The sequence below is a fragment of the Pandoraea sp. NE5 genome (assembly GCF_024363545.1).
In the GTDB taxonomy this organism is placed as follows: domain Bacteria; phylum Pseudomonadota; class Gammaproteobacteria; order Burkholderiales; family Burkholderiaceae; genus Pandoraea; species Pandoraea cepalis.
Map to the genome: position 1 here is coordinate 895,937 of NZ_AP025517.1, position 26,465 is coordinate 922,401.

General features: G+C 64.6%; 25 protein-coding genes and 1 tRNA gene. 15 read left to right on the top strand and 11 right to left on the bottom strand.

Annotation, left to right across the window (positions count from 1 at the left end):
- Window positions 1–3 precede the first annotated feature (3 nt).
- From PanNE5_RS04130 to PanNE5_RS04170, 9 genes are all read right to left on the bottom strand, one after another.
- The gene (locus tag PanNE5_RS04130) at window positions 4–855 is read right to left on the bottom strand and encodes an NUDIX hydrolase (protein ID WP_017232634.1); all 852 of its coding nucleotides are present in this window, start codon (window positions 853–855) and stop codon (window positions 4–6) included.
- Window positions 856–1,001: 146 nt separating this feature from the next.
- Window positions 1,002–3,491 (bottom strand): FAD-dependent oxidoreductase, encoded by a 2,490-nt coding sequence (locus tag PanNE5_RS04135; protein WP_261939296.1) that lies wholly within the window; start codon window positions 3,489–3,491, stop codon window positions 1,002–1,004.
- Between the two features lie 166 nt (window positions 3,492–3,657).
- A complete protein-coding gene (gene phnE / locus PanNE5_RS04140; RefSeq protein WP_017232636.1) occupies window positions 3,658–4,464 on the bottom strand; it encodes a phosphonate ABC transporter, permease protein PhnE in 807 nt (268 codons plus the stop codon).
- Window positions 4,465–4,637: 173 nt separating this feature from the next.
- Complete coding sequence (gene phnD, locus PanNE5_RS04145; protein WP_017232637.1) at window positions 4,638–5,606, bottom strand: phosphonate ABC transporter substrate-binding protein; 969 nt, start codon at window positions 5,604–5,606, stop codon at window positions 4,638–4,640.
- A 16-nt stretch (window positions 5,607–5,622) separates the two neighbouring features.
- Entirely contained in the window at window positions 5,623–6,543 is a 921-nt protein-coding gene (gene phnC, locus PanNE5_RS04150) for a phosphonate ABC transporter ATP-binding protein (protein WP_150562282.1), read from the bottom strand.
- A gap of 322 nt (window positions 6,544–6,865) precedes the next feature.
- Window positions 6,866–7,621: a DeoR/GlpR family DNA-binding transcription regulator gene (locus PanNE5_RS04155; protein ID WP_017232639.1), complete on the bottom strand. Its 756-nt coding sequence runs from the start codon at window positions 7,619–7,621 to the stop codon at window positions 6,866–6,868.
- Between the two features lie 83 nt (window positions 7,622–7,704).
- Window positions 7,705–8,319: a LysE family translocator gene (locus PanNE5_RS04160; RefSeq protein ID WP_261939297.1), complete on the bottom strand. Its 615-nt coding sequence runs from the start codon at window positions 8,317–8,319 to the stop codon at window positions 7,705–7,707.
- A 75-nt stretch (window positions 8,320–8,394) separates the two neighbouring features.
- The gene (locus tag PanNE5_RS04165) at window positions 8,395–8,946 is read right to left on the bottom strand and encodes an adenine phosphoribosyltransferase (RefSeq protein WP_017232641.1); all 552 of its coding nucleotides are present in this window, start codon (window positions 8,944–8,946) and stop codon (window positions 8,395–8,397) included.
- Between the two features lie 179 nt (window positions 8,947–9,125).
- On the bottom strand, window positions 9,126–11,108 hold the full coding sequence (locus tag PanNE5_RS04170) for a monovalent cation:proton antiporter family protein (RefSeq protein WP_017232642.1): 1,983 nt from the start codon (window positions 11,106–11,108) through the stop codon (window positions 9,126–9,128).
- Between the two features lie 205 nt (window positions 11,109–11,313).
- On the opposite strand from PanNE5_RS04170, the gene PanNE5_RS04175 reads away from it, so the two are divergent.
- The 11 genes from PanNE5_RS04175 (at window position 11,314) to rapZ (ending at window position 20,451) form a co-directional block, all read left to right on the top strand.
- Window positions 11,314–12,294 (top strand): KpsF/GutQ family sugar-phosphate isomerase, encoded by a 981-nt coding sequence (locus tag PanNE5_RS04175; RefSeq protein WP_017232643.1) that lies wholly within the window; start codon window positions 11,314–11,316, stop codon window positions 12,292–12,294.
- A 107-nt stretch (window positions 12,295–12,401) separates the two neighbouring features.
- A complete protein-coding gene (locus PanNE5_RS04180; protein WP_051060087.1) occupies window positions 12,402–12,887 on the top strand; it encodes a KdsC family phosphatase in 486 nt (161 codons plus the stop codon).
- A 23-nt stretch (window positions 12,888–12,910) separates the two neighbouring features.
- On the top strand, window positions 12,911–13,570 hold the full coding sequence (lptC, locus tag PanNE5_RS04185) for an LPS export ABC transporter periplasmic protein LptC (RefSeq protein WP_017232645.1): 660 nt from the start codon (window positions 12,911–12,913) through the stop codon (window positions 13,568–13,570).
- Entirely contained in the window at window positions 13,567–14,265 is a 699-nt protein-coding gene (gene lptA, locus PanNE5_RS04190; protein ID WP_150562278.1) for a lipopolysaccharide transport periplasmic protein LptA, read from the top strand. The genes lptC and lptA overlap by 4 nt, the downstream gene beginning before the upstream one ends.
- A gap of 25 nt (window positions 14,266–14,290) precedes the next feature.
- Entirely contained in the window at window positions 14,291–15,061 is a 771-nt protein-coding gene (gene lptB / locus PanNE5_RS04195) for an LPS export ABC transporter ATP-binding protein (protein ID WP_026131715.1), read from the top strand.
- A gap of 94 nt (window positions 15,062–15,155) precedes the next feature.
- Window positions 15,156–16,643 (top strand): RNA polymerase factor sigma-54, encoded by a 1,488-nt coding sequence (locus tag PanNE5_RS04200; protein ID WP_017232647.1) that lies wholly within the window; start codon window positions 15,156–15,158, stop codon window positions 16,641–16,643.
- 142 nt (window positions 16,644–16,785) lie between these two features.
- Window positions 16,786–17,139 carry a ribosome hibernation-promoting factor, HPF/YfiA family gene (gene hpf, locus PanNE5_RS04205; RefSeq protein ID WP_017232648.1) on the top strand — a complete coding sequence of 118 codons (354 nt, stop codon included), beginning with the start codon at window positions 16,786–16,788 and terminating at the stop codon, window positions 17,137–17,139.
- 229 nt (window positions 17,140–17,368) lie between these two features.
- Entirely contained in the window at window positions 17,369–17,824 is a 456-nt protein-coding gene (ptsN, locus tag PanNE5_RS04210) for a PTS IIA-like nitrogen regulatory protein PtsN (protein WP_026131716.1), read from the top strand.
- Window positions 17,825–17,921: 97 nt separating this feature from the next.
- Window positions 17,922–18,887: an HPr(Ser) kinase/phosphatase gene (gene hprK, locus PanNE5_RS04215; protein ID WP_017232650.1), complete on the top strand. Its 966-nt coding sequence runs from the start codon at window positions 17,922–17,924 to the stop codon at window positions 18,885–18,887.
- A 146-nt stretch (window positions 18,888–19,033) separates the two neighbouring features.
- Window positions 19,034–19,345: a PsiF family protein gene (locus PanNE5_RS04220; protein WP_261939298.1), complete on the top strand. Its 312-nt coding sequence runs from the start codon at window positions 19,034–19,036 to the stop codon at window positions 19,343–19,345.
- Between the two features lie 230 nt (window positions 19,346–19,575).
- Entirely contained in the window at window positions 19,576–20,451 is an 876-nt protein-coding gene (gene rapZ / locus PanNE5_RS04225) for an RNase adapter RapZ (protein WP_017232652.1), read from the top strand.
- Window positions 20,452–20,466: 15 nt separating this feature from the next.
- On the opposite strand, the gene mutY is transcribed toward rapZ, so the two are convergent.
- A complete protein-coding gene (gene mutY, locus PanNE5_RS04230) occupies window positions 20,467–21,624 on the bottom strand; it encodes an A/G-specific adenine glycosylase (RefSeq protein ID WP_017232653.1) in 1,158 nt (385 codons plus the stop codon).
- Window positions 21,625–21,706: 82 nt separating this feature from the next.
- Window positions 21,707–22,537 carry a bifunctional DNA-formamidopyrimidine glycosylase/DNA-(apurinic or apyrimidinic site) lyase gene (gene mutM / locus PanNE5_RS04235; protein ID WP_017232654.1) on the bottom strand — a complete coding sequence of 277 codons (831 nt, stop codon included), beginning with the start codon at window positions 22,535–22,537 and terminating at the stop codon, window positions 21,707–21,709.
- A gap of 79 nt (window positions 22,538–22,616) precedes the next feature.
- Between mutM and PanNE5_RS04240 the strand changes: the two genes are divergently transcribed.
- The 4 genes from PanNE5_RS04240 to PanNE5_RS04255 all read left to right on the top strand — a co-directional run bounded on the left by PanNE5_RS04240 (window position 22,617) and on the right by PanNE5_RS04255 (window position 26,406).
- Window positions 22,617–24,542 (top strand): tetratricopeptide repeat protein, encoded by a 1,926-nt coding sequence (locus tag PanNE5_RS04240; protein ID WP_261939299.1) that lies wholly within the window; start codon window positions 22,617–22,619, stop codon window positions 24,540–24,542.
- 5 nt (window positions 24,543–24,547) lie between these two features.
- Window positions 24,548–25,165, top strand: coding sequence for an outer membrane lipoprotein LolB (locus PanNE5_RS04245; RefSeq protein WP_026131717.1), 618 nt, complete (start codon window positions 24,548–24,550; stop codon window positions 25,163–25,165).
- Between the two features lie 241 nt (window positions 25,166–25,406).
- The gene (gene ispE / locus PanNE5_RS04250; RefSeq protein ID WP_017232657.1) at window positions 25,407–26,276 is read left to right on the top strand and encodes a 4-(cytidine 5'-diphospho)-2-C-methyl-D-erythritol kinase; all 870 of its coding nucleotides are present in this window, start codon (window positions 25,407–25,409) and stop codon (window positions 26,274–26,276) included.
- Window positions 26,277–26,329: 53 nt separating this feature from the next.
- Window positions 26,330–26,406: transfer RNA gene (locus tag PanNE5_RS04255), tRNA-Gln, on the top strand.
- Window positions 26,407–26,465: the final 59 nt, after the last annotated feature.

Below are 26,465 nucleotides of genomic sequence, written 5' to 3' on the forward strand. Positions count from 1 at the left end.
CGATCATTCGTCCGCCGGCTTGAACAACGCCTCGATTCCGGCGCAGTCCTTGGTGCGAATGGCGCCCTCGCGCAGCAGGAAGTCGAGACTGGCGAGGCTCGCGTCGACGGTCATCTTGCCGTGCGCGATCACCTCGCGCACGTCGCCGGCCGAGCACAGCCAGTGCGCGCTCGCCTCGCCGTCCTGATTCTCGGGCACGAAGCCGCGCGGCAGCGCGAGATCGTAGACGAAAATCTGCTCGGACTGCACGCCCTCCGGAATTTCCGCGAGGATATGCAGCGTGCGGCCAGGCCGCGCGTCGTTCGCCAGATGGGCCGGAATGCCGGCCTCTTCCCAGCACTCCTTGACGAGCGTGTCGCCCACGCCAATCCCATTGCCGATGCCCCCGGCGGCCGTATTGTCGAGACAACCGGGATCGGTCGCCTTGAGCACACTGCGCCGCGCAATCCAGAGCTTCGGTGCTTCGCCCACGAAGCGGGCCGGCACGTAGCCGTTCACATGCACGGCGAACGTGCGCGTGCCGAAAAAGCGCGAGGCCGCGCGTTCGATCCACGCGAGCGGCGCGTCATAGAGCCGTTGCCGGATGGCATAGCGCTCATTGCGCCAACCCGTGATGAGTCCCTCGGCCGCCAGCGCCTCGATCACCGGCGCCAGCGCCGCCGTGCGCGCTTCGCAGGTATCGTGGCGCGGATGAATCCGCACCGCGAGTGAACTGATCTCGAACACGTCGGGCCAACGGCACAGCGACTCGGCGTCGCGACGGCGAACCCACCCATAACGCTGCGAACCGATCACGAGCGGCAGATGCGCGGTGTCGTCGAAGCGGCGCGCCGCCGCAATACAAGCAAAAGGCATACGTCAGAGACCGGACGCGCCCCCGTCGGAGACGCGCGAAATCGAGGCAAAAGCGGCATTTTACAGAAGCGGCGGCGAGTCCGCCCGCCTCCGGTGTCGCGGCGGCCTGCATCGTCGTCGCGCCCCACCGCGACAGGCTCGCCCGTTCAAGCGCTCACGCGCTCGCCCTTCGGGTCGTACAGCGCGCGCAGTTGCACTCGAGCGTCGAGCCGATCGCCCGCGAGATCGACCTGATAGCGGCCCGATTCCACGTATTCGGCGGACACGACGCCGTTGGGATTCGTCAGATAGGCGAGCCCGACGGGCGCATCGATCGTGTGCCCATACGCGGCCGACGACAGGAAGCCAACCGGCTCGCCGTTGCGAAGCAGCGCCTCACCGCCCCAGAGCATCCTGTCGCTCGCCCCGTCGAGCACAACGCTCACAAGCCTGCGGCGGACCCCCGTCGATTTGGCCAGCTCGACCGCCTTGCGGCCGACAAACGGGAGACCGCCGGCCAGCTTGCAGGCGAACGTCAGCCCCGCTTGCACCGGGTTCGTGTCAGGCGTCAGTTCTCGTCCCCAGGCACGATAGCCCTTCTCGATACGCAGCGAGTCGATGGCGTAGTAGCCCGCATCCTTCAACCCGAAGGCGGCGCCCGCCGCGTGCAGCGTTTCATAGACGCCCACCGCGAACTCGACGGGCACGTACAGCTCCCAACCGAGTTCGCCGACGTAGGTCAGGCGCGTGGCACGCACCGTGGCATAGCCGAGATCGATTTCCTGGCTCGTGCCGAACGCAAACGCCTCGTTGGAAAAATCAGCGCGGGACACCCGCTGCAACAGCGCGCGGGAATTCGGCCCCATGAGCGCCAGTACCGCGTATTGCCCGCCGACGTCGACGACCGTACAGCGCGGATCGTCGGGCTGCTGGGCAATGCGCCGTTCGAGGTAGTCCATGTCACGGGTCGTCTGCGCCGAACCGGTGACCATCAGGTATTGATCGGGCGCGAGTCGCGTGAGTGTGAAGTCCGATTCGTAACCGCCGCGCTCGTTGAGCATCCCCGTGTAGACGGTACGCCCGGGCGGCACGGCCACGTCGTTGGTACACAACGCTTGCAGCACGCGCTCGGCATCGCGGCCCTTGATGAGCAGTTTCGCGAAAGAACTCATGTCGAACAGCGCGACGGCCTCACGGCACGCGCGATGCTCCGCGGCACTCCACGCGTGCCAGTTCTGCTGACCGAAGCGGTAATCGATCGTCGCCTGCTCCGGCGACGGCGCGAAAAAGTTCGGCCGCTCCCAGCCCATCTTGCTGCCGAAGCAGGCGCCTTTGGCGAGCAACGTCGCGTGCAGTGGCGAGCGACGGAACGGCCGCGCCGTGTCCAGTTCGCGATTTGGCCACGGCATGGCGTAGTGCAGGCCGAGCGTTTCCTTCACGCGATCATGCAGCCAGGTATCGTTGCCGTTGAATCGAGCAAAGCGGCGGATGTCGACGGGCCAGAGGTCCATCGTCGGCTCGCCCGCCACGATCCACTCGGCCAGCGCCATGCCGGCCCCGCCGGCCGACGCAATGCCCATCGAATTGAAGCCCGCGCCAACGTAGAAATTGCGCAGCTCGGGCGCTTCGCCGAGCATGAAGTTGTTGTCCGGTGTGAACGACTCGGGGCCGTTGTAGAACTGCCGGATCTGCGCCGTCTCGAGCGCGGGCACACGCATCAATGCGTTCTCCATGAGGATCTCGAACTGGTCCCAGTCGTCGGGCAGCAGTTGAAATTCGAAATTCTCGGGAATGCCGTTCATGCCCCACGGCTTGGCGTTCGGCTCGAAGCCGCCCATCACGAGACCGCCGACTTCCTCCTTGAAGTAGATGTAGCCGTCCGGGTCGCGCATGACCGGCAGATCCGGATGCACGCCCGCGATCCGTTCCGTCACGATGTAGTAATGCTCGGCCGAATGCAGCGGCACGCTCACATCGCACAGACGACCCACGGCCTTGGCCCACTGCCCCGCGCAGTTCACGACGATCTCCGCGTCGATGCGTCCGCTTTCGCCGTCTTTATTGCACCAGGACACCCCCGTCGCCGTGCGAATCCCGCCAGGCGACGCCGTGTGAATCTCCGTGATGCGCGTGTTCTCCGCGATGCGCACGCCACGGCTGCGCGCGCCGCGCGCGAGCGCCTGCGTGAGATCGGTCGGGTTAGCCTTGCCGTCGCCCGGCAGCCACACCCCGCCGACGAGATCGTCAGTGCGCATCGCCGGCCAGAGTTCGCCGGCCTCGCGCGGCGAGACGACGTCGCACTGCACGCCATAGGCACGCGCCACCGCCGCCGTGCGCTTGAGTTGCGTCATGCGCGCCTGGGTGCGGGCCACCGACAACGACCCGCATGCCTTCCAGCCCGTGGCGAGCCCCGTCTCCGCTTCCAGTTCGCTGTAGAGCTTCGTCGAATAGCGGATGAGCTTCGTCATGCTCTCCTGCGAGCGCAACTGGCCGACCAGCCCCGCCGCGTGCCACGTCGTGCCGCACGACAACTGTCCCTGCTCCAGCAGGACGACGTCCGTCCATCCCAGTTTGGCGAGGTGATAGGCGACCGAACAGCCGACGATGCCGCCACCGACGATGACGACGCGAGCTTGAGTGGGCAAGGCTGAGGGCATGGGGAGGCTCCGGTTTGGCTGCGCGCCGGGAACGGCGTCACGGCCCAGGCGATCGACATTGGCCGCTGTGCGGGACTCGGCGCCGGCGCGAAGCGGCTGCCGTCAGGAAAAACAAAGGGCACCCAAGTGCCCTTTGCGGATTGACGCGATGGACGCGGCGGGACGATCAGATCACATGCTTGCGCACACGGGCCGAAAACACGTCGATGCATGTGACGACCACGATCATGATGAGCATCACGGCACAGGTCTGCGCGTACTCGAAGCTGCGGATCACTTCGTAGAGCACCACGCCGATGCCGCCCGCGCCCACCATGCCGACCACCGACGCCGAACGCACATTCGACTCGAAGCGGTACAGCGTGTACGAGATCCACAGCGGCATGACCTGCGGCAGCACGCCGTAAAGAATTTCATCGATCGCGCGCGCCCCGGTGGCCCGCACACCTTCGACCGGGCGCGGATCGATCGCTTCGACCGCTTCGGCGAACAGCTTCGAGAGCGTGCCCGTCGTATGCACCCACAGCGCCAACACCCCGGCGAACGGGCCAAGCCCTACCGCCACGATGAAGAGCATCGCGAAGACCATCTCATTGATCGCGCGGCAGGCGTCCATCACGCGACGCACCGGCTGGTACACCCACGCCGGCACCATGTTCGACGCCGAGAGCAACCCCATCGGAATCGAGCACACCACGGCGAGCACCGTGCCCCAGACAGCGATATGAATGGTCACGAGCATCTCGTGGACATACACGCGCCAGTCGTGAAAATCGGGCGGGAAGAAATCGTGCGCGAATTGGCTCATGTTGCCGGAATCGCGAATCAGATCGAGCGGACGCATATCGGCGCCGCCCCACGACCACACCAGGATCAGGAAGAATGCGCCCCAGCCGATCAACGTCAGCCATGAGCGCTTGGGCGGCTCGCCCGGCAGGCGGCCATTTGCAGTGAGGGATACGCTGGTGTTCATGTCGTGTACCACAAGGCAAGCCGGTGCAGCATCGACCGGAAAATCATCGGACCACAGAGGTCATCAGCGGTCACGGCAGGCCAGATGACCTGGCCCGCCGTCACCGATCACAGAGCAACGCCCGTGCGCCGCCCTGTGACATTGTGTCGTTCCACGCCCAGGCAATCAGGCGCTTACTTCGTTTTGCTCATTTCCTGATCGAGCGCGGCGAGCTTGCTGTCGATGTCGGTCAATTGCGATTGCTTCTTGGCGGCATCGAGGTTGGCATCCGACTGGATTTGTTGCTTCTGCTTGAACAGCTCGAGCTGGCGGATCGGCAGCAGTTGCGCGTTGCTCGACGCACGGAAGCCGCCGTAGTTGTAGATGTTCTTCAGCACTTCCTTCTCATGTGCGTCCTTGCCGTACGCCAGGAAGAAGTCGCGAATCTTCTTCTTCGTCGCATCCGGCAGGTCCTTGCGCCACACCAGCGGATCCGACGGGATCAGCGGCGACTTCCAGATCACCTGCACCTGCTTGGCCTTCTCCGGCTGCGTTGCCTCGAGCTTGTCAATTTCTTCGGTGTTGTTGGTGGCCACGTCGACCTGGTTGTTGAGCACGGCCATCAGGTTCGCGCCGTGATTCGAGCTGCGCGCGGTTTTGAAGTACGTGCGCGGATCGATGTTGTGCTTCGCGAACACGTAGTAGCCCGGCACCAGCGTGCCCGACGTCGAGGTCGGATCGCCCAGGCCGAAGTTGATCTTCTTGCCGTTCTTGATCACGTCGTCGAGCGTCTTGTACGGGCTCGCCTTGTTCGCGATCAGCAGCGAGTAGTAGCCTTCGGTGCCGTCGGCGTACATGATCTTCGCGAAGACTTCACCTTGCGAGCGGTCCACGGCTTCCATCGCGGCCTTGTTGCCCAGCCAGGCGAGCTGCACCTTGTTGAAGCGCATGCCTTCGATCACGCCGGCGTAGTCGGTGGCGAAGAACGGCGTCACCTTGATGCCGGTTTGCTTCTCCATGTCGTCGATCAGCGGCTGCCAACGCTGGCGCAGTGCCGCGCTCGAGTCGGTCGAGATGATGCCGAAATTGATTTCCTGCGCGTGCACTGCCGCCACCGAGGCAAGCATGGCCGCGCCGGCCAGCAGGGTTTTCCAAAGTTTCATGAGAGCAAGCTCCTGGTCAGGTCAGACTGAGGGACATCGAGGTGAGGAATGGGGCTTGCGCATTGGCCGGCGCGGGGCCGGCTGCGCGCGGAGAGGCGTCGGCAGCGTCGCTGTCGTCGGCGCCTTCCACATGGTCAACGTGATCGACCGGGTCAACGCGGTCGTTAAGCAGTTCGCTTGCCTGCACGCCATAAAGACGGCGCAGCAGGTCGGGCGTGAGCGCCGCGGACGGGCCGTCGTACACCACGCGTCCCTGATGCAGGGCAACGGTTCGCACGCAGTAACGCATGGCGACATCCACCTGATGCAGCGAGACAACGACCGTCAGTTTGTGATCGCGGTTCATGCGGGCCAGCATGTCCATCACCTTGCGGGCCGACTCCGGATCGAGCGACGCAATCGGTTCGTCCGCAAGAATGATCTTCGCGCCCTGCACCAGCGTGCGCGCCAACGCCGCACGCTGCTGCTGACCGCCCGAGAGCGTGCTGGCGCGCTGGAACGCCAGATCGGCGATGCCGACCTCCGCGAGCGCCGCCATCGCGGCCTGACGCTCGGCCGGCGTGAAGCGGAATAGCAGGCTGCGCCACAGCGGCACGCGCGCGAGCAGACCCGTCAGCACGTTGGTCATCACCGGCATGCGGCCCACCAGGTTGAACTGCTGGAAGACGAAGCCGATGTCGCGACGAATCTGGCGCACTTCGCGCACGATGCGGCCGTCGCGCTGAATCGGACGACCGAGTATGTCGATACCGCCCGGTTGCAGATCGGCCGCCACGAAACCCGCCATGTGACGCATCAGCGTCGACTTGCCCGAGCCCGACGCCCCGATCAGGGCGACCATTTCGCCCGGCATCACGGTAAGCGCCACCTCGTCGAGCGCACGGCGGCCGCCCCCGAAAGTCTTGGTCAGTCGCTCGATTCGAATTGCTTCGTCCACGGGTCACCTGTCAATCGACTCGCCGGTCGGATCCGATGCATTCCCGCTAACCGCGCCCCAGGCTGGGAGCACGTCGCCCGCATCGCTCGACTAGCTGTTTTGTGGCAATTTGTGCCAAAAGTGACAGCAGTCTAAGAAGTGCCGATGACAAGACAGTGACAATCGATGAGCTTTTCGATGGGCGTTGAAAATCCTTATTGGGTCAAGGAGTTAACAACGTTTTCGGCGCCACGGCACGCACGGATGCGCGGGCGCCGACGCCACGCCAAACGGGGCGTGACGTCATCGGCCTCGGGGTCGAGCGCCGATGTTGTCTACACATTTACGCGATGAGGAGTTCCGGGCCGCGAGCGCGCAGTTGGGCCAGCATGCTCTTGTGCGGCGCGGCGTCGCTGATGAGGTAGCGGGCCGCCTCGAAATGGCGGATACGCACGGGCGTCACGCGCCCGAACTTGGTATGGTCCGCCACCACGGCCGAGATGTTCGCACACAGCAGCATGCGCGCGCGAAGCTCGGCGGCCGCGCGGTTGAAGTCGGTAATGCCACCGTCCTCAGTCACGCCGCCCACGCCGATGAATGCGAAGTCGGCATGGTATTGCGATATCTGGTTGATGGCATCCCAGCCCTGCACGGCATCTTCGTTGTCCTGCAGCTCGCCGCCGAGCAGTGTCACCTGATTGTCGTGATGACGGCCCAGCAATCGCGCGATCTGCCAGTCGTTCGTGTAGATGCGCAACCGGTGCTTTGCAAGCAGCGCCTGCGCCACCGCCCGTGTGGTCGTACCGTAGTCGATGATCACCGACGCCCCATCGGGTACGAGTTCCGCCGCGCGCATGCCGATGGCCCGCTTGCCCACGGCGTTGACGTTCTCGCGCAGCGTCCAGTCGGGTTCGCTGCGATCGGCGGCCAGCGCGCCGCCGTGCGTCATGAGCAGCAGCCCGCGCGCGGCGAGCGTGTTGAGGTCGCGGCGCACCGTCTCGCGCGACACTCCCAGCTCACGCACGAGATCGCTGATCGCGAGGGCCCCGGTCTTGGCAAGTTGTTCAAGCACGTACTGTTGGCGTTGTTCGGCAAGCATGATCTGGCAATGTCGGTGGGACTACGAATTCCTGGAAGGCATCGGCGCGGCCGCCGCCGCTCATGCGTGGGCGCGCGTGCGTCCTACGCCTGTAGCGCGACGCGCAAGCCCAGGCCGATGAAGATGGCGCCGGCGGCACGGTCGAGCCAGCGCCCTGCCCCGGGGCGTCGCTTGAGCCACGTGCCCAGCACGCCAGCGAACCATCCGTACGCGCTGAACACGACAATCGTCTGCGCCATGAACACCAGGCCGAGCAACAGCATCTGCGCGCCCGGATGGGCCGTGTCGGCACTCACGAACTGAGGCAGGAACACCAGGAAAAACAATGTGACCTTGGGGTTGAGCATATTCGCCAGCACGCTTTGACGAAAGACGGCCGCGAGCGGTTGCGGCGCGGCCTCGTTGGCCAACGCCAGCGCGCCGCGCGCGCGTATCGCCTTGATGCCGATCCAGATCAGATAGGCGGCCCCCGCGAGCTTGATCCCCTCGAAGGCCCACGGCGACGAACGCAGCACGGCGGCCAGGCCGATGGCCGCGACGCTCGTGTGGAAGAGACATCCCGACGTGAAACCGGCGGCCGCAGCCAGCCCCGCCCGACGGCCCTGCGCAATGCCGCGCGCGATGACCTGCATGTTGTCCGGCCCCGGCGCAAGCGTGATCGCCACCGAGGTCAGCAAGAACAGCCAGAGATTGGGCATCGGCGTGTCCGAAGTGGGGTAATGGGGATGATCAGGGGTGGGAACGCGGCAAAGCGTCCGCTCAGGCAACCGGGTTCAATGGCCTTCGAACGAGCACAGCAGGAACAGTGGCAATCCGGCGGCGCGAATCAGGCGCGAGCCCCCCAGTTCCGGCAGGTCGACAATGGCAGCCCCTTCGATGACCGTTGCCCCCAGGCGCTCCAGCAGCTTCTTGCCGGCGAGCATCGTGCCGCCCGTGGCGACCAGATCGTCGATGAGCAGCACGCGGTCGCCCGGGCCGCAGGCATCGGCATGGATCTCGACCGTTGCACTGCCGTATTCCAGTTCGTACTCCTCCGCGACCGTCTGATAGGGCAGCTTGCCCTTCTTGCGAATGGGGATGAAGCCGATGTTCAACTCGTAGGCCAGGATCGAACCGAGAATGAAGCCGCGCGCGTCGAGACCCGCGATGTAATCGGGACGCTGCGTCATGTAGCGGTGCACGAACACATCGATGAGCACCCGCAAGGTGCGCGGGTTCTTGAGCAACGGGGTGATGTCGCGAAACTGCACTCCCGGCGCGGGCCAGTCCGGCACGGTGCGAATCTGGCTCTTGATATAGGCGGCAGGGGACTCGTCGATCTGCACGGGGATCCTTCTTGGAATACTGAGGGGGAAACACGCCACATTATGCCAAAAATCGCCCGACGCCCCGCGACCGAGCGGACAGTGCCACCCGGCGCACGACGTACGCCCCATCAGCACGCCCCAGCAGCACGCCCCGACAGCGCGCCCGCTTCACGGTCTGGCCGTCGACTAGTGGTCGTCTATTCGTGGCCGCGCAGACGCGCCTCGGCCGCGACCAGCTTGTCGGGCAATCCGCGCAGCACCACGATGTCCTCGGCCATCAGACGCGTCTCCGACACCGGCTCGACCCCGCGAATGCCATGCCGACGGATGGCCGTGACCGTCACGCCGAGCTTGTCGAGCCGGAGTTCGCCGAGCGTGCGCCCGACCGCGTCCGAGTGAAGCGTGAGCGGCACCGATTGCAGTCTGACCTGCTCGCGCTCGCCGCCCTCGTCCTCGTCGTCGAGGCCGTGAAAGTAACCCCGCAGCAGACTGTAACGCTCGTTACGCGCCTGCGCCACCCGGCGCAGCACGCGGCGCATCGGCACGCCCAGGAGCACCAGCGCATGCGATGCCAGCATCAGGCTGCCCTCCACGATCTCGGGCACGACTTCGGTCGCGCCCGCCGCGATCAGTTCGTCCATGTGGGTGTCGTCGACCGTGCGCACGACCACCGGCAATGTCGGCTCCAGCGCCTGCACCTGCGAGAGCACCTTCAACGCGGCCGGGGTGCTGTCGTAGGTCACCACGATGCCGGCGGCGCGGTGAATCCCGGCCGCGACCAGCGCCTCGCGCCGGGCGGCGTCGCCGAAGACGACCGTCTCGCCGGAGCTGGCCGCCTCCATCACTCGATCGGGGTCGAGATCGAGTGCCACATAGCCGATGCCCTCCTGTTCGAGCATGCGCGCCAGATTCTGGCCGCACCGGCCGTAGCCGCAGATGATGACGTGACCCGACGTCTTGATGCTCTGCGTGGCGATCTTGGTCATCTGCAACGACTGCATCATCCACTCATTGGCGACGAAGCGCAGCGCGATGCGGTCGGCGTTGATGATGAGAAACGGCGCACACAGCATCGAGAGCAGCATGCCCGCGAGCACGGCTTGCGAAAGCGACGGGTCGAGCAGGTGCCTGTCGATCACCAGATTGAGCAGCACGAAACCGAATTCGCCCGCCTGCGCCAGGCCCAGGCCGGTGCGGATCGCCGTGCCGGGCGGGCTGCCGAACAGGCGCGCAAGCCCCGCGATCAATGTGAATTTGACGACCAGCGGGCCAACGAAGAACAGCAGCACGAGCAGCGGCTGCTGCGCCACGATAGACGGATCGAGCAGCATGCCGGTCGTGATGAAGAACAGCCCCAGCAGCACGTCGCGAAATGGCTTGATGTCGTCTTCCACCTGATGGCGGAACGGCGTCTCGGCGATGAGCATGCCGGCAATGAACGCGCCAAGCGCCATCGACAGGCCAAGGTTCTCGGTGACGTAGGCCAATCCGAGCGTGAGCAGCAACAGATTGAGCATGAACAGCTCTTGCGAGCGCCTCGCTGCCACGATGTGGAACCAGCGTCCGACCAGTTTCTGGCCAATCCAGAGCAGCAGCGCGAGCGCCCCGCTAATCTTGAGCGCGGCCAGCGACAGTGCCAGGACCAGCGCCTTCGGGTTGCCGCCCAGTGCCGAGATCACGATCAGCAATGGCACGACTGCCAGATCCTGGAACAGCAGCACCCCCATGATGTTGCGGCCGTGCTCCGTCTCGAGTTCCAGCCGCTCCGCCAGCATCTTGGTGACGATGGCCGTCGAGGACATGGCCAACGCGCCGCCCAGCGCCACCGATGCCTGCCACGAGAACGACCAGAACAGGTTGACGAGCGCCCCCAGTCCCACCGCCACGAGCAGCGTTCCCATGACCTGGGATACGCCCAGCCCGAGCACGATCCGGCGCATCGTCCTGAGCTTCGGTAGCGAAAATTCGATGCCGATGGAGAACATCAGGAAGACAACGCCGAACTCCGCGAGGTATTGCACGCGCTGGGTGTCGGCGGCCAGCCCGACCGCGTGCGGGCCGATCACGATGCCCACGCTCAGGTAGCCGAGCATCGGCGGCAGATGAAGCATGCGGAACAACACCACCCCGACACAGGCGGCAAACAGCAGGACAAGAGTGAGTTCGAGCGGTGATGCCATCGGCTAAGGTGGGTTTCCTGAGTGAATCTGAATGCTGGCGGTCTGACCGAACGCGGTACTTGCTATGCAAGTGCCGTGCCAGATAGCGTTGGCGCAGTGGTCTCCGACGAGGCACCGGGCCGCTTCCTGGGTGGTCTCGAACGGTGCAGGTCCAAGCCTGGCGCGGCTGTCCTCGGCGCCGCGTGCGTTTTGATATACTTCGCGCATGATAGCGAAAATCAATCCAGGCCGGGCACTCGAGGTCGCCCGGGAGGTGTTGCGCACCGAAGCCGACGCCATCGAACGCGTCTCCGCGCACCTCGACGACAGCTTCTTCGAAGCGATCTCTCTGCTGCTCGCCTGCCGCGGGCGCGTGGTCGTCACCGGAATGGGCAAATCGGGCCACATCGGCCGCAAACTGGCCGCCACGTTCGCCAGCACCGGCACACCCGCCTTCTTCGTTCACCCGGCCGAAGCCAGCCACGGGGACCTGGGCATGATCACGACCGACGACGTCGTTGTCGCCCTGTCCAACTCCGGCGAGACGGGGGAACTGGTCAGCATTCTCCCGATGATAAAGCGCATCGGCGCGAAGCTCATCGCCATGACCGGCAACGCCGCCTCCAGCCTGGGGCGCCTGTCCGACGTGCACCTCGACGCGCACGTCGACAGAGAAGCCTGCCCGCTGGGCCTCGCACCGACCGCCAGCACCACGGCCGCTCTCGCCCTGGGCGATGCGCTTGCCGTCACGCTGCTCGACGCGCGCGGTTTCGGCGCCGAGGACTTCGCCCGGTCGCATCCGGGCGGCGCGCTCGGTCGACGTCTGCTGACGTTCGTGCGCGATGTCATGCGCACCGGCGAGCGCGTTCCGCGCGTGCGCGCCGATGCCAGCCTGTCCGATGCCCTACTGGAGATGACCGCCAAGGGTCTGGGCATGACGGCCATTGTCGATGCCGACGATCGCGTTGTGGGCATCTTCACGGACGGCGACCTGCGCCGCCTGTTCAAGCGTACGCTCGATTTCACCACGCTCACGCTGGCCGACGTCATGAAGGCCGGACCGCGCAGCATCGGCCCCGATCAACTCGCCGCCGAAGCCGCCGAACTGATGGAACGTTTCGGCATCACGCAATTGCTCGTGACCGAGAACGACCGCCTCGTCGGTGCGCTCAACGTGCACGACCTGTTCGCCGCCAAGGTCGTGTGAGCCGCTTGCCCATGAATCAGCCCAGCATCGCCCAACCCACTCGTTCCGCCCCGCTTGATGCGACCGACGTGACCGACGCCGCTGCGCGCGCCGCTCGCCTGCGTGTCATGGTGTTCGACGTCGACGGTGTCCTCACCGACGGCGGCCTGCGCTACGGACCGGCCGGGGAAGTCATCAAGACCTTCGATTCGCTCGACGGCCACGGCCTGAAGCTGCTCGCCGAGGTCGGCATCGTCACGGCCATCATCACCGGACGCCAGTCCGAAATCGTCGCCAAACGCGCGGCCGATCTTCGTGTCGCACACGTCTATCAAGGCGTGCAGGACAAACGCGCCGCATTCGAAGACCTGTGCGCCAAGGTGTCAGTGACGAGCGAGGTTTGCGGCCATATCGGCGACGACTGGCCCGATCTGCCGATCCTCAGCCGCGTGGGCTTCGCCGCCTGCCCGGCCAATGCCCATGCCGAAGTCAGGGCACGCTGCCACTGGGTTGCCGCCACGCGCGGCGGCGAAGGCGCCGTGCGCGAGCTGTGCGACTTCATTCTGCGTGCCCAGGGACGTTACGACGCCCTGCTCGCCGACGCGCTCGCCTGACGCGTCGAGGAAGCCGATCATCCATGGCCACTCAACGCCTCTCACCCGCTTCGCTGGTCGCCATCGTCGTGCTGGCCGGCCTGGCCGCCGGCACTTACTGGCTCGTGCAACGCACGCTGCCGTCTGACGCCGACCGCGCGCCGTATGTAAAGCAGCACATTCCGGATTACTTCGCCGACGACATGGTGATCTCCACCCTGTCGGCGACCGGCCTCACGCAATACCGCGTCAATGCCGTGCACATGACGCATTACGAGGACGACCAGACCACGGCCATGACCATGCCCGCCGTCCGCGCGTTCACGCCGAATCAACCGGAAGTGACCGCCACGAGCAAACGCGGCACGCTCAATGCCGACATGTCCGTCGTCGATCTGTACGACGACGCGGTCGTGGTACGTCAGGCCGGACCGCGCGATCCGCAAATGCGGGCGCTGTCCCAGCACTTCCAGGTGCTCGTCAACGACGACATCGTGCGCACGGAATTGCCAGTCCAGCTGTTCCGCGGTGCTTCCGTGATGTACGGCGATGGCATGATTTTCAATAACATCTCGCGCGCCGTACAATTGCTCGGCAATGTTCACGGCACGATCCAGCCGGCGGAACTGGGCGGCAATCGCCCGGCACCGGCCGCCGCGCCGAGCGCGCCACTCCAGACCAAACCGGGCCCCAAGACCCCATGACCGATCGCCGCCAACCGCGCCCCGTCTCCCTGTCGCTGCGTCGCCTGCGCGCACTGGCCGCCGCCTTCGCCATGCTCGGCGCCCTCGCGTCGCCGCTCGCCCATGCCGAACGCGCCGACCGCGACAAGCCGCTCAACATCGAGTCGGATCACATGAGCTACGACGACCTCAAGCAGGTCAACATCTTCACCGGCAACGTGACGATGACCAAGGGGACGATTCTCCTCAAGGCCGATCGCGTCGAAGTGACTCAGGATCCAGAGGGCTATCAGTACGCCACGGCCTATTACAAGCCGGGCGGCCCGCTCGCCTACATGCGCCAGAAGCGCGACGGCCTGGACGAATACATCGACGGCTGGGGCCAAACGATCTATTACAACGGCAAGACCGAAGTCGCCACGCTGACCACACAAGCCACGCTCAAGCGCCTGGCCGGCGGCACGAGGGTGCTCGACGAAATTCACGGTAGCGTGATCACGTACGACACGTACAACGAGGTCTATACCGCCAACAGCGGTGCCGATCAGGTCAACGCCAACAATCCGAACGGCCGCGTGCGCGCCACGCTCGCCCCGCGCAATGCCACTGGCGCGAACCAGCCAGGCGCCGGCGGCGCGAGCAAGCCGGCGGCCGCGCCCAAGGGCGATCTGCCGCCGCTGTCTCCCTCCAAAAGCATCGGGAATCCGCGTGAGTAATTCTGCCAATAGCAACGCCTCGACGATCCATCCGGGCGACGGTCAATCGGGCAAGCCGAGCGCGCTCGTGGTGCGCTCGCTCAAGAAACAATACGGTGCCCGTACTGTTGTCAAGGACGTCTCGCTCGATGTGAAGAGCGGCGAAGTCGTGGGACTGCTCGGCCCGAACGGCGCGGGCAAGACGACATCGTTCTACATGATCGTGGGCCTCGTGCCCGCCGACGACGGCGAAATCCAGCTCGACGGCAACGTGATCAGCGAGCTGCCGATTCACGAGCGCGCCCGCATGGGCGTCTCGTACCTGCCGCAGGAAGCGTCGGTGTTCCGCAAGCTCACGGTCGAAGACAACATCCGGGCGGTGCTCGAATTGCAGCTCGATGCGCACGGCAAGCCGCTCAAGCGCGACGAGATCGACCGACGCATCGAAGCGCTGCTCGACGAGTTGCAGGTGAGCCATTTGCGCGAAAATCCGGCGATGTCGCTCTCGGGCGGCGAACGCCGCCGCGTGGAAATCGCCCGCGCCCTGGCCACGCAACCGCGCTTCATTTTGCTTGACGAACCGTTCGCGGGCGTCGATCCGATCGCCGTGCTGGAAATCCAGCGAATCGTGCGTTTTCTGAAAGATCGTGGCATCGGTGTCCTGATTACCGACCACAACGTACGCGAGACGCTCGGCATCTGCGATCACGCCTACATCATTAGCGAAGGCTCGGTGCTCGCCGCCGGCACGCCCGACCAGATCGTGGCCGACGAAAGCGTGCGGCGCGTATATCTGGGCGAAAACTTCCGGATGTAAAGCAAATTTTTCGCATGTAAACCCTGCCTCCGATAGGGGGCCGGGCCGGTTTCGCTGGCGTGACAAAGCCTCTACAATGAAGGCGAGAAATGCTATGAAACCGACCCTTCAACTCCGCACCTCCCAGCACCTGACCCTCACGCCTCAGTTGCAGCAATCCATCCGATTGTTGCAACTGTCGACGCTCGAACTTCAGCAGGAAGTCGAGCACGCCCTCACCCAGAACCCGATGCTCGAGCGCGAGGACGATTGGCTCGCCGGCACGATCCGTGTGGGCACGGACGGATCGCTGCGCAATGAGCGGGGCTCGTCGAGCAGCAGCACCAACGACACGCCGGAATCGGCCAGCGGCCAGGACGACGCCCGCGAACTCGACGGCGAGACCCGCTTCGACGACAACGCGCGCGACGGTGGCAACGACTGGAGCCTGAACGACTTTGCCCGCTCGGGCAGTGCGTCGGACGACGACGACAATGAGCGGCCGCAACTGCACGTCGATCATCCCAATCTTCGCGAACACCTGCTCGCCCAGTTGCGCCTGACGAAAGCCAGCCCGCGCGATCGCCTGCTGGTGGAATTCCTGATCGAATCGCTCGACGAAGACGGCTATCTCGGCACCCTGCTCGACGAAATGCAGGCGGAAATGTCCGAGGAACTTGGGCTCGAGACCGAAGAGATCAACGCCGCGCTCGCGCTGCTGCAGAGCTTCGACCCGGCAGGCGTGGGCGCCCGAACCCCGTCAGAATGCCTTCGCCTGCAACTCCAGCGGCTGCCGGCAAGCAGCGTGCGAACTCTGTCGCTGCGCATCGTTTCCGATCATCTGGAGCTGCTCGCCGCGCGCGACTACACACGGTTGCGTCGTCTGCTGGGCGTGAGCGAGGACAGCCTGCGCGCGGCGCATCAACTGATTCGCTCGCTCGACCCGTTCCCGGGCGCCGCCTACGGCTCGCCCCAGGCGGATTACGTCATCCCCGACGTGCTCGTGCGCAAGCAAGGCGGCGGCTGGACCGCCGAACTCAATCCCGAGGTCATGCCGCGCCTGCGCATCAATGAAATGTATGCGCGCATCCTTCGCAACAACCGCAATGCGCCGGGAACCGGCAACCTGCAGCAGCAACTTCAGGAAGCGCGCTGGCTCATCAAGAACATCCAACAGCGGTTCGACACGATCCTGCGCGTGTCGCAGGCGATCGTCGAGCGTCAGAAGAACTTCTTCACGCATGGCGAAATCGGCATGCGGCCCTTGGTTTTACGCGAAATTGCTGATACGCTGGGTTTACATGAATCCACGATTTCACGCGTGACAACCAGTAAGTACATGCTCACTCCATTCGGAACCTTCGAGCTTAAGTACTTCTTTGGTTCACACGTGGCCACGGAAGCCGGGGGCGCCGCCTCATCGACCGCCATCCGCGCACTCATCAAGCAACTCATAGGAGCAGAAGATCCGCAGACCCCCCTTTCCGACAGCCGTATCGCGGAGCTGCTGGCAGAGCAAGGGTTCGTGGTAGCGCGACGCACCGTCGCGAAATACCGCGAAGCCATGCGCATTCCCGCAGTGAACTTGCGCAAATCTTTGTAGGACGGTCCTGGTGTGCCATCTTGGCTCGCTGGGGCATCACGCCGCAGTGCGACATTGCGTCACGCCAATGGCTCGCACTCCCGCTAGCCAGCGTTGCTTGTGACGCGGCCTGCACTTCGGCATTTCAGCAAGGAGAGCAGCTATGAATCTGAAGATCAGTGGACATCATCTCGAACTCACGCCGTCGCTGCGCGAATTCGTGGTCAACAAGCTTGAACGCGTGTTGCGCCATTTCGACCAGCTCATCGGTGCCGAGGTGATCCTATCTGTCGACAAGACCAAGGAGAAGACCGGACGCCAGATCGCTAGCGTCACCGTGTATCTCAAGGGCAAGGAGATTTTCGTCGAGAAGTGTGACGAGAATATGTACGCCGCCATCGACAAGCTGATCGACATGCTCGACCGCAAGGTTATGCAATACAAGGACAAGGTTCAGGATCATGGCCGCGAGGCCCTCAAGCACCAGGAACCTCCCGAGGCGGAACCGCTGCAATGAGTCTGTCCGGGCAAGGTAGCCGCATTGACCGACACTGACGGCGATTCGCGAGGAAGCCCACGCGCACATCGACGTCTGTCGTAAGTCTCTGGCATCACCCACCGCGGGGCCGTTGAACGGCCCCTTTTGCATGCTCCCTCGCATCGCCGGGAGTGCGTCGACGGGTGGTCTATAATGCGAGGTCAACCGGGGGGCTGGAGGGCGACCATGCGTTCGCCCGCATTACAAGATGAACCGTTTAGTCAAACTCTTACCTGCGTCCAACATATTGCTTGGACTGTCTGTCACCAGCAAGAAGCGCGTCTTCGAGCAAGCCGGGCTTCTCTTCGAGAACAATGCCGGCCTGTCGCGCGCGCTTGTCACCGACAATCTGTTCGCCCGCGAGCGTCTCGGCTCGACCGGACTGGGAGAAGGTGTGGCCATTCCGCACGGGCGCATCAAGGGCCTCAAGCATCCGATGGCAGCCTTCGTGCGCCTGGACGATCCGATTCCCTTCGAGGCCCCCGACGCGCAACCCGTGTCCCTGCTGTTCTTCCTGTTGGTACCGGAGCAGGCAACGCAGCAGCATCTCGAGATATTGTCCGAAATTGCGCAGTTGCTCTCGGATCGCACGATGCGCGAGACCTTGACCTCCGCGCCGAGTGCCGACGATATCCATACTGCGCTCGCGAACTGGCAACCCTGAGCCGGCGCTGGTGCGGCTATCCCGGTGTTTCGGGGTATCGCGCCGCGACGCAGGACGAACTCCGTAGCACCCAACCCCAACCGAACGAGGCGACGCGGTGGAACTGACCGGCATCAACGCGCAAAGCATTTTCGACGACAACGCCGCCACGCTGCGTTTGTCGTGGCTGACCGGGCACGAGGGGTGGGAACGTGGCTTCACGCCCGAGAGCGTGTCGACGGCCACCTCCAGCGCCGACCTCGTGGGTCACCTGAACCTCATTCACCCGAACCGGATTCAGGTGCTTGGCGAGGCCGAGCTGCGCTACTACCAGCGCCTCACGGACGAAAACCGCAAGCGCCACATGGGCGAAGTCATCGCGCTCGAGCCGCCGTTCCTCGTGGTGGCCGACGGCCTCGAAGCCCCGCCCGATCTCGTACTGCGCTGTACCCGCTCCTCCACGCCACTGTTCACCACGCCGATGTCGACGGCGGCGGTCATCGACAGTCTGCGCATGTACATTTCGCGTGTGTTCGCCCCGCGATGCACGATGCACGGCGTATTTCTCGACATTCTGGGCATGGGGGTGCTGCTCACCGGCGATTCCGGCCTCGGCAAGAGCGAGCTCGGCCTGGAACTGATCAGCCGCGGTCACGGACTGGTAGCAGACGATGCGGTCGATTTCGTGCGCCTCGGGCCGGATTTCGTCGAAGGCCGTTGCCCGCCGCTGCTGCAAAACCTGCTGGAAGTGCGCGGCCTGGGTTTGCTCGACATCAAGACGATCTTCGGTGAGACGGCCGTGCGCCGGAAAATGAAGCTCAAGTTGATCGTTCAGTTGGTGCGCCGCCCCGATGGCGAATTCCAGCGGCTGCCGCTCGAAGCGCAAACCGTGGATGTGCTGGGCCTGCCCATCAACAAGGTGATTCTGCAAGTGGCGGCCGGGCGAAACCTCGCCGTGCTGGTCGAAGCCGCCGTGCGCAACACGATCCTGCAACTGCGTGGCATCGACACCCTCAAGGATTTCATGGAGCGCCAGCGTCAAGCCATGCAAGATCCGGACGGCATGCAGAATCGGCTGCTCTGAGCGATCTCCTGCCGGACGAATGCCCCGGGTTTACCGCAATTTCTGCGTCTTTCTGTCAACGCCGCGCGATTGCGGCGCGTTTTCTTTCATGTTGTAATCGCCACGCGGTCCAATCCCGTGCGTGTCGACCTTATGGAGAGACGATCATGAAAAAAGCATTCGCTGCATTGCTTCTGGTATCCCCGCTGCTCGCATCGCCCGTGTTTGCCCAGACGGCCGCCCCCGCACCTGCGCCCAAGGCTGCCAATACCCAACAAAGCAAGATGGGCGTCTGCAATGCGCAAGCTGGCAGCAAGAAAGGCGACGATCGCAAGGCGTTCATGAAGGAATGCCTGTCGAACAAGCCCGCCGCCAAGCAGACCCAGCAGGAAAAGATGAAGACCTGCAATGCCCAGGCTGGCGACAAGAAGGGCGACGATCGCAAGGCGTTCATGAAGTCGTGCCTGTCGAACAAGTAAGCGCACCGGGGGCTTTCCCGCACCGACCTTCTGACGAATCGACGGATGGACGGATAAGCGGCGAGCCTGCCCACAGGCTGACACAACGGCGCCCCTCGCGGGCGCCGTTGTCGTTTCTCGCGCGTCATTCTCGCGAATGGAGCAAAAACGCATGGAACGTTCTTCTTTTTGGCCGCTCGACACCCATACGACACAATCGCTTACCATGATCGCTGTATCCGGGGAATCTCATGAAGATCGTACTGATTACCGGCGTTTCGGGTTCCGGCAAATCGCTCGCCCTGAACGTCCTCGAAGATGCGGGTTACTACTGCGTCGACAATCTACCGTCGCGCTTTCTCCCTGAACTCGCCGAGTATCTCGAAACGCAGAACTACACACGTCTCGCCGTTGCCATCGACGCGCGCAGCGGCGGCTCGCTTGCCGATCTGCCGCCGATCATTGGCGGCCTGCGCCGCTTCGGTCACGACGTGCGAGCCCTGTTCCTCAACGCCACCACGCAAACGCTGGTTCAGCGCTTCTCGGAGACACGCCGCCGTCACCCGCTCTCCGTGACGAGCGACGATACCGTCTCGGCCAATGGTTCGCTGGTCGAAGCGATCGAGACCGAGCGCGAAATGCTCAACAGCGTGGCCGAACTCGGTCACCAGATCGACACCAGCAATTTGCGCGCGAGCGCGTTGCGCCGTTGGATCCGCGAGTTCGTCCAGCACGATCACACCGGACTCACACTGATGTTCGAGTCCTTCGGATTCAAGCATGGCGTGCCGCTCGACGCCGATCTCGTCTTCGACGTGCGCTCGCTGCCCAATCCGTATTACGACACGCAGCTGCGTCCGCTGACCGGTCGCGATCAACCGGTGATCGACTTCCTGTCGGCCATCCCCGAAGTCGACGAGATGACCAACGATATCGGCGCCTATCTGCAGAAATGGCTGCCGAGCTATATGCGCGACAACCGCAGTTACCTGACGGTGGCGATCGGCTGCACGGGCGGTCAACACCGCTCCGTGTTCATCGCCGAAACGCTGGGCAAGCGCTTTCGCTCCGAAGCCAGCGTGCTGGTACGCCATCGCGAACTCGCCCCGCTCGAGTCGACGACCTGAACCGGAACAGCCCGCTCAGGTCGGCAACGACAGTTGGCCGTCGCTCGGCGAACCGATCGACAAGGCATCGGCAATCTTGCGGATCGGCGAGGGTAGGCCGGCGGCGGCAACGCCGGCGGCGTCCAGCCACGCGTGGCGCGAGCCGTTTGGCGGCACCGCGGCGCTCGCGCCCAGCGTCACCCGCCACGGCCGCAAGTGCAGCCGAAAATGTGTGAAAACGTGCGTGAGACCGTGCAGCGGTTCGAGCGACTGCACCCTCCCGTCACCCGCACCGAGCGCGGCGGCATGCGCGCTCAGACGCTCGCGCAGCAACGCATCGTCGGCGTCGCGCGCGTCGGTCGGCGGGGTCAGTTCCGGCAGGCTCCATAAGCCGCCCCAGATACCGCTGTCCGGCCGTCGCTCGAACAACACGCGCTCGCCCGCGCAAATCACCAGCACATCGACATAACGCTCCGGCTGCGCCTTTTTGGGCTTGGATGTGGGTAACGTGCGCTCGCGTCCGGTCGCATGCGCGACGCAATCGCCGTCGAACGGGCACTCGCCGCAACGCGGCTTGCCGCGAGCGCACAGCGTCGCCCCGAGATCCATCATCCCCTGCGTATAGGCGGGCAAGTCGCGTTGCGGCAGCAGGGACTCAGCCAGCGTCCACATCGCCCGCTCGATCTTCGGCGTGCCCGGAAATCCCTCGATGCCGAACACCCGCGCGAGGACTCGTTTGACGTTGCCGTCGAGAATCGCGGCGTGCGCATCGTAGGCAAACGCGGCAATCGCCGCGGCCGTCGAACGGCCGATGCCCGGCAGCGAGGCGAGCATCTCGGGGTCGGACGGGAAACGACCGCCGTGCTCGGCCACCACGACCTGCGCGCAACGGTGCAGATTACGCGCCCGCGAGTAGTAGCCCAGGCCGCTCCAGAGCGCCATCACGTCGTCCTGCGCGGCGCTCGCCAATGCCGCGACGTCGGGGAAGCGCTCGAGAAAACGCGTGTAGTAGGGGATCACCGTCGCGACCTGGGTCTGCTGCAACATGATCTCGGAGAGCCAGATGCGATAGGCGTCGCGCGTGTTCTGCCATGGCAGGTCGTGACGGCCGTGCTCGGCCTGCCAGGCAATCAGACGCTCGGCGAAATGGCTCGCCGGCGGGCCGGCGGTGGAGTCGTTGAGGGAGTCGGTCATATCATTTTTGGGGGGCGTCGTGTACGGCAGCCGTCGCGGCCAAACCGCCGACCCGCTGCGCGATCTGCGATTGCCGCTTGCGTTATTTTTGACAATGCGGGCAGAAGAACGTGGAGCGCTGCCCTTGCACGATCTGCCGGATCGGGGTGCCACACACGCGACAGGGTTGCCCGGCACGATCGTAGACGAAATATTCCTGCTGGAAATAGCCGCGATTGCCGTCGCTGCCGACGAAGTCGCGCAACGTGCTGCCGCCCTTCTCGATCGCCGCGGCAAGCACGTCCTTGATGGCTTGGGCGAGCTTCTCGGCCCGGGGCCGCGAGAGTTTGCCCGCCGCCATGCGCGGCGCGATGCCCGCGCGGAAGAGGCTCTCCGACGCATAGATGTTGCCCACACCGACAACGATGCTGCCCGCGAGCAATGCCTGCTTGATGGCGACGGTCCTGCCGCGCGTACCTGCGTAAAGCCATCGGCCGTCGAAAGCGTCCGTCAGCGGCTCGACACCGAGACCGGCCAGCAGGGGATGTGCCAGCACGTCGCCCGCCGAGCGCGGATGGAACAACACCGCGCCGAAACGACGCGGATCGCGATAGCGCAGCGCGCATCGCTCGAAAACGAGATCGATATGGTCGTGCACCCCGGCCGCCGGCAGCGCCTGCGGCTCGGGCAGGACACGCAACGTGCCGGTCATGCCCAGATGCACCAACAGCCAGCCGGGCGCGTATTCCAGCAACAGGTACTTGCCGCGACGGGTCACGCCGACGAGCGTTTCGCCGCGCAGGAGCGTGTCGAGTCCGTCGGGCACCGGCCAGCGCAATGAGGCGTTGCGCACGTCGATGCGGGCAACGCGTGTGCCCGCCACGTGCGGCGCAATCCCGCGACGGGTGACTTCGACTTCTGGGAGTTCAGGCATGCCTGCGAACGTTTGCTGAGGATTTAGACTCTATTGTATCGGGCGCGCTACAATCGCTCGAAACCTGTCGTGGATCCCTATGCCGAACACCCGATTCCAGTCCATCCCCGCCGCGACCAGCACGGCGCTCACCGTGGCACCCGTGGTTTTGCGCCTGCGCGGCGCCCTGGCACGCGGGGCGTGGGCCGGCGCAACGGCGCTTGGCGTAACCTGCGCCAGCGCCATCATGGCATTCCTGCCTTCGTCGAACGCGTTTGCACAGTCCCGGCCGACGGCGCAAGCCGCGCCAGCGAGCGCGCCGGCAGGCGCGAGCGACGCCAGCGCAGACGTCGGCAGCGAAGCCGGGGCGTCCGCGGCGTCAGATGCGAGCGTCCCGCGCGAAAAGCTTCCGAACGTCGCGCTCTCCAGCGAGATCGTCTTCGAGGTGATGGCCGCCGAGTTGAGCCTGCAACAAGGCAGCCTGGCGCCCGCCTTCAACACCTATGTCGCACTGGCCAATCGCACGAAGGACCCGCGCATGGCCCGCCGCGCGGTCGAGATCGCGCTCGGCGCCCGCCAGCTCGGAGACGCGCTCATTGCCGCCCGACTCTGGCACGAACTCGATCCGACCTGGCGTCCTGCATCGCAGTTGCTCGCGAGCCTCGAGGTCGGCACCGGCCATCTGTCCGACGCCGAACCGCTGCTCGTCGACGAACTGAACAAGGTGCCGGAAGCACGCCGCGGCCAGGCCATTCTCGAACTGCAGCAGATGATTGCGCGCAGTCCGGAGCGCGCCACGGGGATCGCGTCGCTCAAGCGGATGCTGGCGAACGACATGCAACGCCCCGAGGCGCAACTGGCCATCGCCCGCTCGCAACTCGATGCCGGCGACACCGCCGGCGCACGCGCGTCGCTGGAAAAGGCCCTCAGTCTCAAGCCCGATTACGAGGCCGCCGCACTGCTTTACGCTCAGATGGGGCCGGAAGAGCGCAGCAGCGCCATTGCCGGATTGAAGACGTTCCTCGATCGCAATCCGAACGCCAAGGAAGCGCGCTTCGCCTACGCCAAGCTCCTGCTGGCCGACAACCAGCTCGACGCGGCACAGAAGCAGTTCGAAACGCTGGAAAAGCGTTACCCGCACGAACTCTCGACGCTCATGGCGCTCGCGCTGCTCAACCTGCACGCCAAACATCCTGAGCAGGCCGAACAATATCTGCAGAAGTACGCGTCGGAAGCCGAACAGCAGAACACCGACGGCGCGCAAGCCTATGTCTATCTCGCGCAGATCGCCCAGGACCGCAAGGATTACCCGGCCGCCGACAAGTGGCTTTCGAAGATTCGCGAAGACAGCAACGCGTATCTGCCCGCGCAGATCGGGCGCGCGCAGCTGCTCGCCGATCAGGGCAAGGTCGACGAAGGCCGTGCGCTGCTGCACAGCATCAGCATCAAGACGAGCGATCCGCGTGAGCAACTCGCGCTCAAGCGCGCCGAGTCGGATCTGCTCGTCAAGGCAAAACGCTACGACGAGGCGGAAAAGCTGCTCGCGGTCGAGGTAAAGAATCATCCCGACGATCCGGACCTGCTGTATCAGTACGGCATGGTGGCCGAGTTGAACAAACACTACGACGTCATGGAAAAGACGATGCGTCGTGTGATGGCGTCACAGCCGGAAAACGCACAAGCCTACAACGCGCTCGGCTACTCGCTGACCGTGCGAAATACCCGTCTGCCGGAAGCGCTCAAACTACTGCAAAAGGCGTCGGCGCTCGCGCCGGACGATCCGTACATTCTGGACAGCCTGGGCTGGGTGAAGTATCGCCTCGGCGACAAACCGCAGGCGCTCGAACTGCTGCGCCGCGCGTATGGCATTCAGGCGCAGGCCGAGATCGGCGCTCACTTGGGCGAGGTGCTGTGGGAATCGGGCCAGCAGGACGAGGCACGCAAGACCTGGCGTGAAGCCCTCAAGCTCGACGGCGACGACGACACGCTGCGCGCGACGATGAAACGCTACAACGTGACGCCGTAATGCATATGAGGTCGCCGTTTTCGCTCGTGGCGTCGCGTTCGGCTCGCGCCACGACCCTGGTGCTGGCCTGTGCGCTCGCCGGGCTCGTCGCCGGCTGTGCGAGCCTCGCGCCGCCCACCGCGGTGACGTCGGCGGCGGGCGCCAGCGTCGAACACTACCGTGGCCGCTTCTCCGTGCGTTACGAGCAGAATGGCGAGACGCGCAATACCTACGGCAATTTCGACTGGCAGCAGAATGGCGACAACGCGATCGTCCAGTTGCTCGACCCGCTCGGACAAACCCAGGCGATCGTGCGCGAGAATCCGCGTCGTGCGTCGCTCGAATTACCCGGCAAGGCACCGTTGAGTGGCCCGCGCCTCGAAGATGTCATGCACGACGCCCTGGGCTTCGCGCTGCCGGTGGGCGGCCTGCGCTACTGGCTGCAAATGCAGGGCGCTCCGGGATCGCAGGCGAGCATCGAGCGCGATCCCCAGACACAACGGCCGACGCATTTGAAGCAGGACGGGTGGACGATCGACTATCAGGCCTTTTTCGACGGCGCGCCACTACGCGTCAAGCGCATCGACCTGTCTCGCGATCTCGACGGGTCGCCGCTCGCTGTGCGGCTCGTGATCGACGAGTAAGGTCGAGCGACGCCGATTGGGCCGGGCACCGCCATCGCTTTGGCGACATCGGCGGTATCGACGGCCACTTGGGCGCGCTTGTTGCGACGGTGCTATGCTTGGCGCCGCCCGCTCCAGCGCACGTCGAATGCCACGCGCGCCTTGCGCAAAGGGATCGAATTGCGCGGGGAAGTCCCGTCTCCAGACACCGACGTTGCGACAGTGCCGCGTCGACGCTCGTTATCCATCGTTTTGCATCGCCATGTACGAAATCCTGCGTGACTGCCCGGCTCCGGCCAAGCTGAACCTGTTCCTGCACATCGTGGGACGCCGGCCGAACGGCTATCACGAGCTGCAGACTGTCTTCCAGCTGATCGACTGGGCCGATACGCTGCATTTCGCGCGTCGCGACGATGGACGGATCGTTCACACGAACCCGCTGCCGGGGGTGCCCCCTGAGACGGATCTGACGGTGCGCGCCGCCCGCCTTCTGCAGCACCATTGCGGCGTGCGCTTCGGGGTGGAGATTGCCATCGAGAAGCGGCTGCCGGCCGGTGGCGGCATCGGCGGCGGCAGCTCCGACGCCGCGACGACGCTGCTCGCACTCAATCGCATGTGGCAACTCGATCTGCCGCGCGCGGAACTTCAGGCGCTCGCCCTGCAACTCGGGGCCGACGTGCCGTTTTTCGTCTTCGGCCGCAATGCGTTCGCCGAAGGGCTGGGCGAGGAATTGCACGCCGTGGATTTGCCGCTTCGGTACTTCCTCGTGGTCAACCCGCGCGTCCACGTCGCGACCGACAAAATATTTCGCGATCCACTGTTGACAAGGGATTCGAAGATCGTCACAATGGCGTTCTTTCTCGAACACACCAGCAAAAACGTGTTAGGAACGGATGAAATTTTCCGTAACGACATGCAAGCGGCAGTGATTCGAGAATACGCGGAAGTCGCTGCGGTGATTGACTGGTTCAGCACCTTCACCACCGCACGTATGACGGGCTCCGGCGCCAGTGTGTTTGCAGCATTCGACACGAAGGCAGAGGCGGAAGCGGCATACCAGCGATTGCCAGAGCGCTGGCTGGGTCAAGTGACCGCCAGTCTGGCCGAACACCCGCTGTTCGCCTTCGCGTGAAGGGTTTTACTTTGTTGCGTTTCCTACGACGCGGCAAGGGCAACGGTTAGTGTAGGGGAGTCGCCAAGTTGGTTAAGGCACCGGATTTTGATTCCGGCATACGAGGGTTCGAGTCCTTCCTCCCCTGCCAATTTCTCTGTCGTGCAGTCTCAGCATCCCAACGTTCCGCAGGTAGCCAGATGAGTAGTG

Excerpts from the sequence above, each read along its gene's own strand:
- PanNE5_RS04130 (WP_017232634.1), bottom strand. The coding sequence starts at position 855 with ATGCCTTTTGCTTGTATTGCGGCGGCGCGCCGCTTCGACGACACCGCG.
- PanNE5_RS04135 (WP_261939296.1), bottom strand. The coding sequence starts at position 3,491 with ATGCCCTCAGCCTTGCCCACTCAAGCTCGCGTCGTCATCGTCGGTGGC.
- phnE (WP_017232636.1), bottom strand. The coding sequence starts at position 4,464 with ATGAACACCAGCGTATCCCTCACTGCAAATGGCCGCCTGCCGGGCGAG.
- phnD (WP_017232637.1), bottom strand. The coding sequence starts at position 5,606 with ATGAAACTTTGGAAAACCCTGCTGGCCGGCGCGGCCATGCTTGCCTCG.
- PanNE5_RS04155 (WP_017232639.1), bottom strand. The coding sequence starts at position 7,621 with ATGCTTGCCGAACAACGCCAACAGTACGTGCTTGAACAACTTGCCAAG.
- PanNE5_RS04160 (WP_261939297.1), bottom strand. The coding sequence starts at position 8,319 with ATGCCCAATCTCTGGCTGTTCTTGCTGACCTCGGTGGCGATCACGCTT.
- PanNE5_RS04170 (WP_017232642.1), bottom strand. The coding sequence starts at position 11,108 with ATGGCATCACCGCTCGAACTCACTCTTGTCCTGCTGTTTGCCGCCTGT.
- PanNE5_RS04175 (WP_017232643.1), top strand. The coding sequence starts at position 11,314 with ATGATAGCGAAAATCAATCCAGGCCGGGCACTCGAGGTCGCCCGGGAG.
- PanNE5_RS04180 (WP_051060087.1), top strand. The coding sequence starts at position 12,402 with ATGGTGTTCGACGTCGACGGTGTCCTCACCGACGGCGGCCTGCGCTAC.
- lptC (WP_017232645.1), top strand. The coding sequence starts at position 12,911 with ATGGCCACTCAACGCCTCTCACCCGCTTCGCTGGTCGCCATCGTCGTG.
- lptA (WP_150562278.1), top strand. The coding sequence starts at position 13,567 with ATGACCGATCGCCGCCAACCGCGCCCCGTCTCCCTGTCGCTGCGTCGC.
- PanNE5_RS04200 (WP_017232647.1), top strand. The coding sequence starts at position 15,156 with ATGAAACCGACCCTTCAACTCCGCACCTCCCAGCACCTGACCCTCACG.
- hpf (WP_017232648.1), top strand. The coding sequence starts at position 16,786 with ATGAATCTGAAGATCAGTGGACATCATCTCGAACTCACGCCGTCGCTG.
- ptsN (WP_026131716.1), top strand. The coding sequence starts at position 17,369 with ATGAACCGTTTAGTCAAACTCTTACCTGCGTCCAACATATTGCTTGGA.
- PanNE5_RS04220 (WP_261939298.1), top strand. The coding sequence starts at position 19,034 with ATGAAAAAAGCATTCGCTGCATTGCTTCTGGTATCCCCGCTGCTCGCA.
- rapZ (WP_017232652.1), top strand. The coding sequence starts at position 19,576 with ATGAAGATCGTACTGATTACCGGCGTTTCGGGTTCCGGCAAATCGCTC.
- mutY (WP_017232653.1), bottom strand. The coding sequence starts at position 21,624 with ATGACCGACTCCCTCAACGACTCCACCGCCGGCCCGCCGGCGAGCCAT.
- mutM (WP_017232654.1), bottom strand. The coding sequence starts at position 22,537 with ATGCCTGAACTCCCAGAAGTCGAAGTCACCCGTCGCGGGATTGCGCCG.
- PanNE5_RS04240 (WP_261939299.1), top strand. The coding sequence starts at position 22,617 with ATGCCGAACACCCGATTCCAGTCCATCCCCGCCGCGACCAGCACGGCG.
- PanNE5_RS04245 (WP_026131717.1), top strand. The coding sequence starts at position 24,548 with ATGAGGTCGCCGTTTTCGCTCGTGGCGTCGCGTTCGGCTCGCGCCACG.
- ispE (WP_017232657.1), top strand. The coding sequence starts at position 25,407 with ATGTACGAAATCCTGCGTGACTGCCCGGCTCCGGCCAAGCTGAACCTG.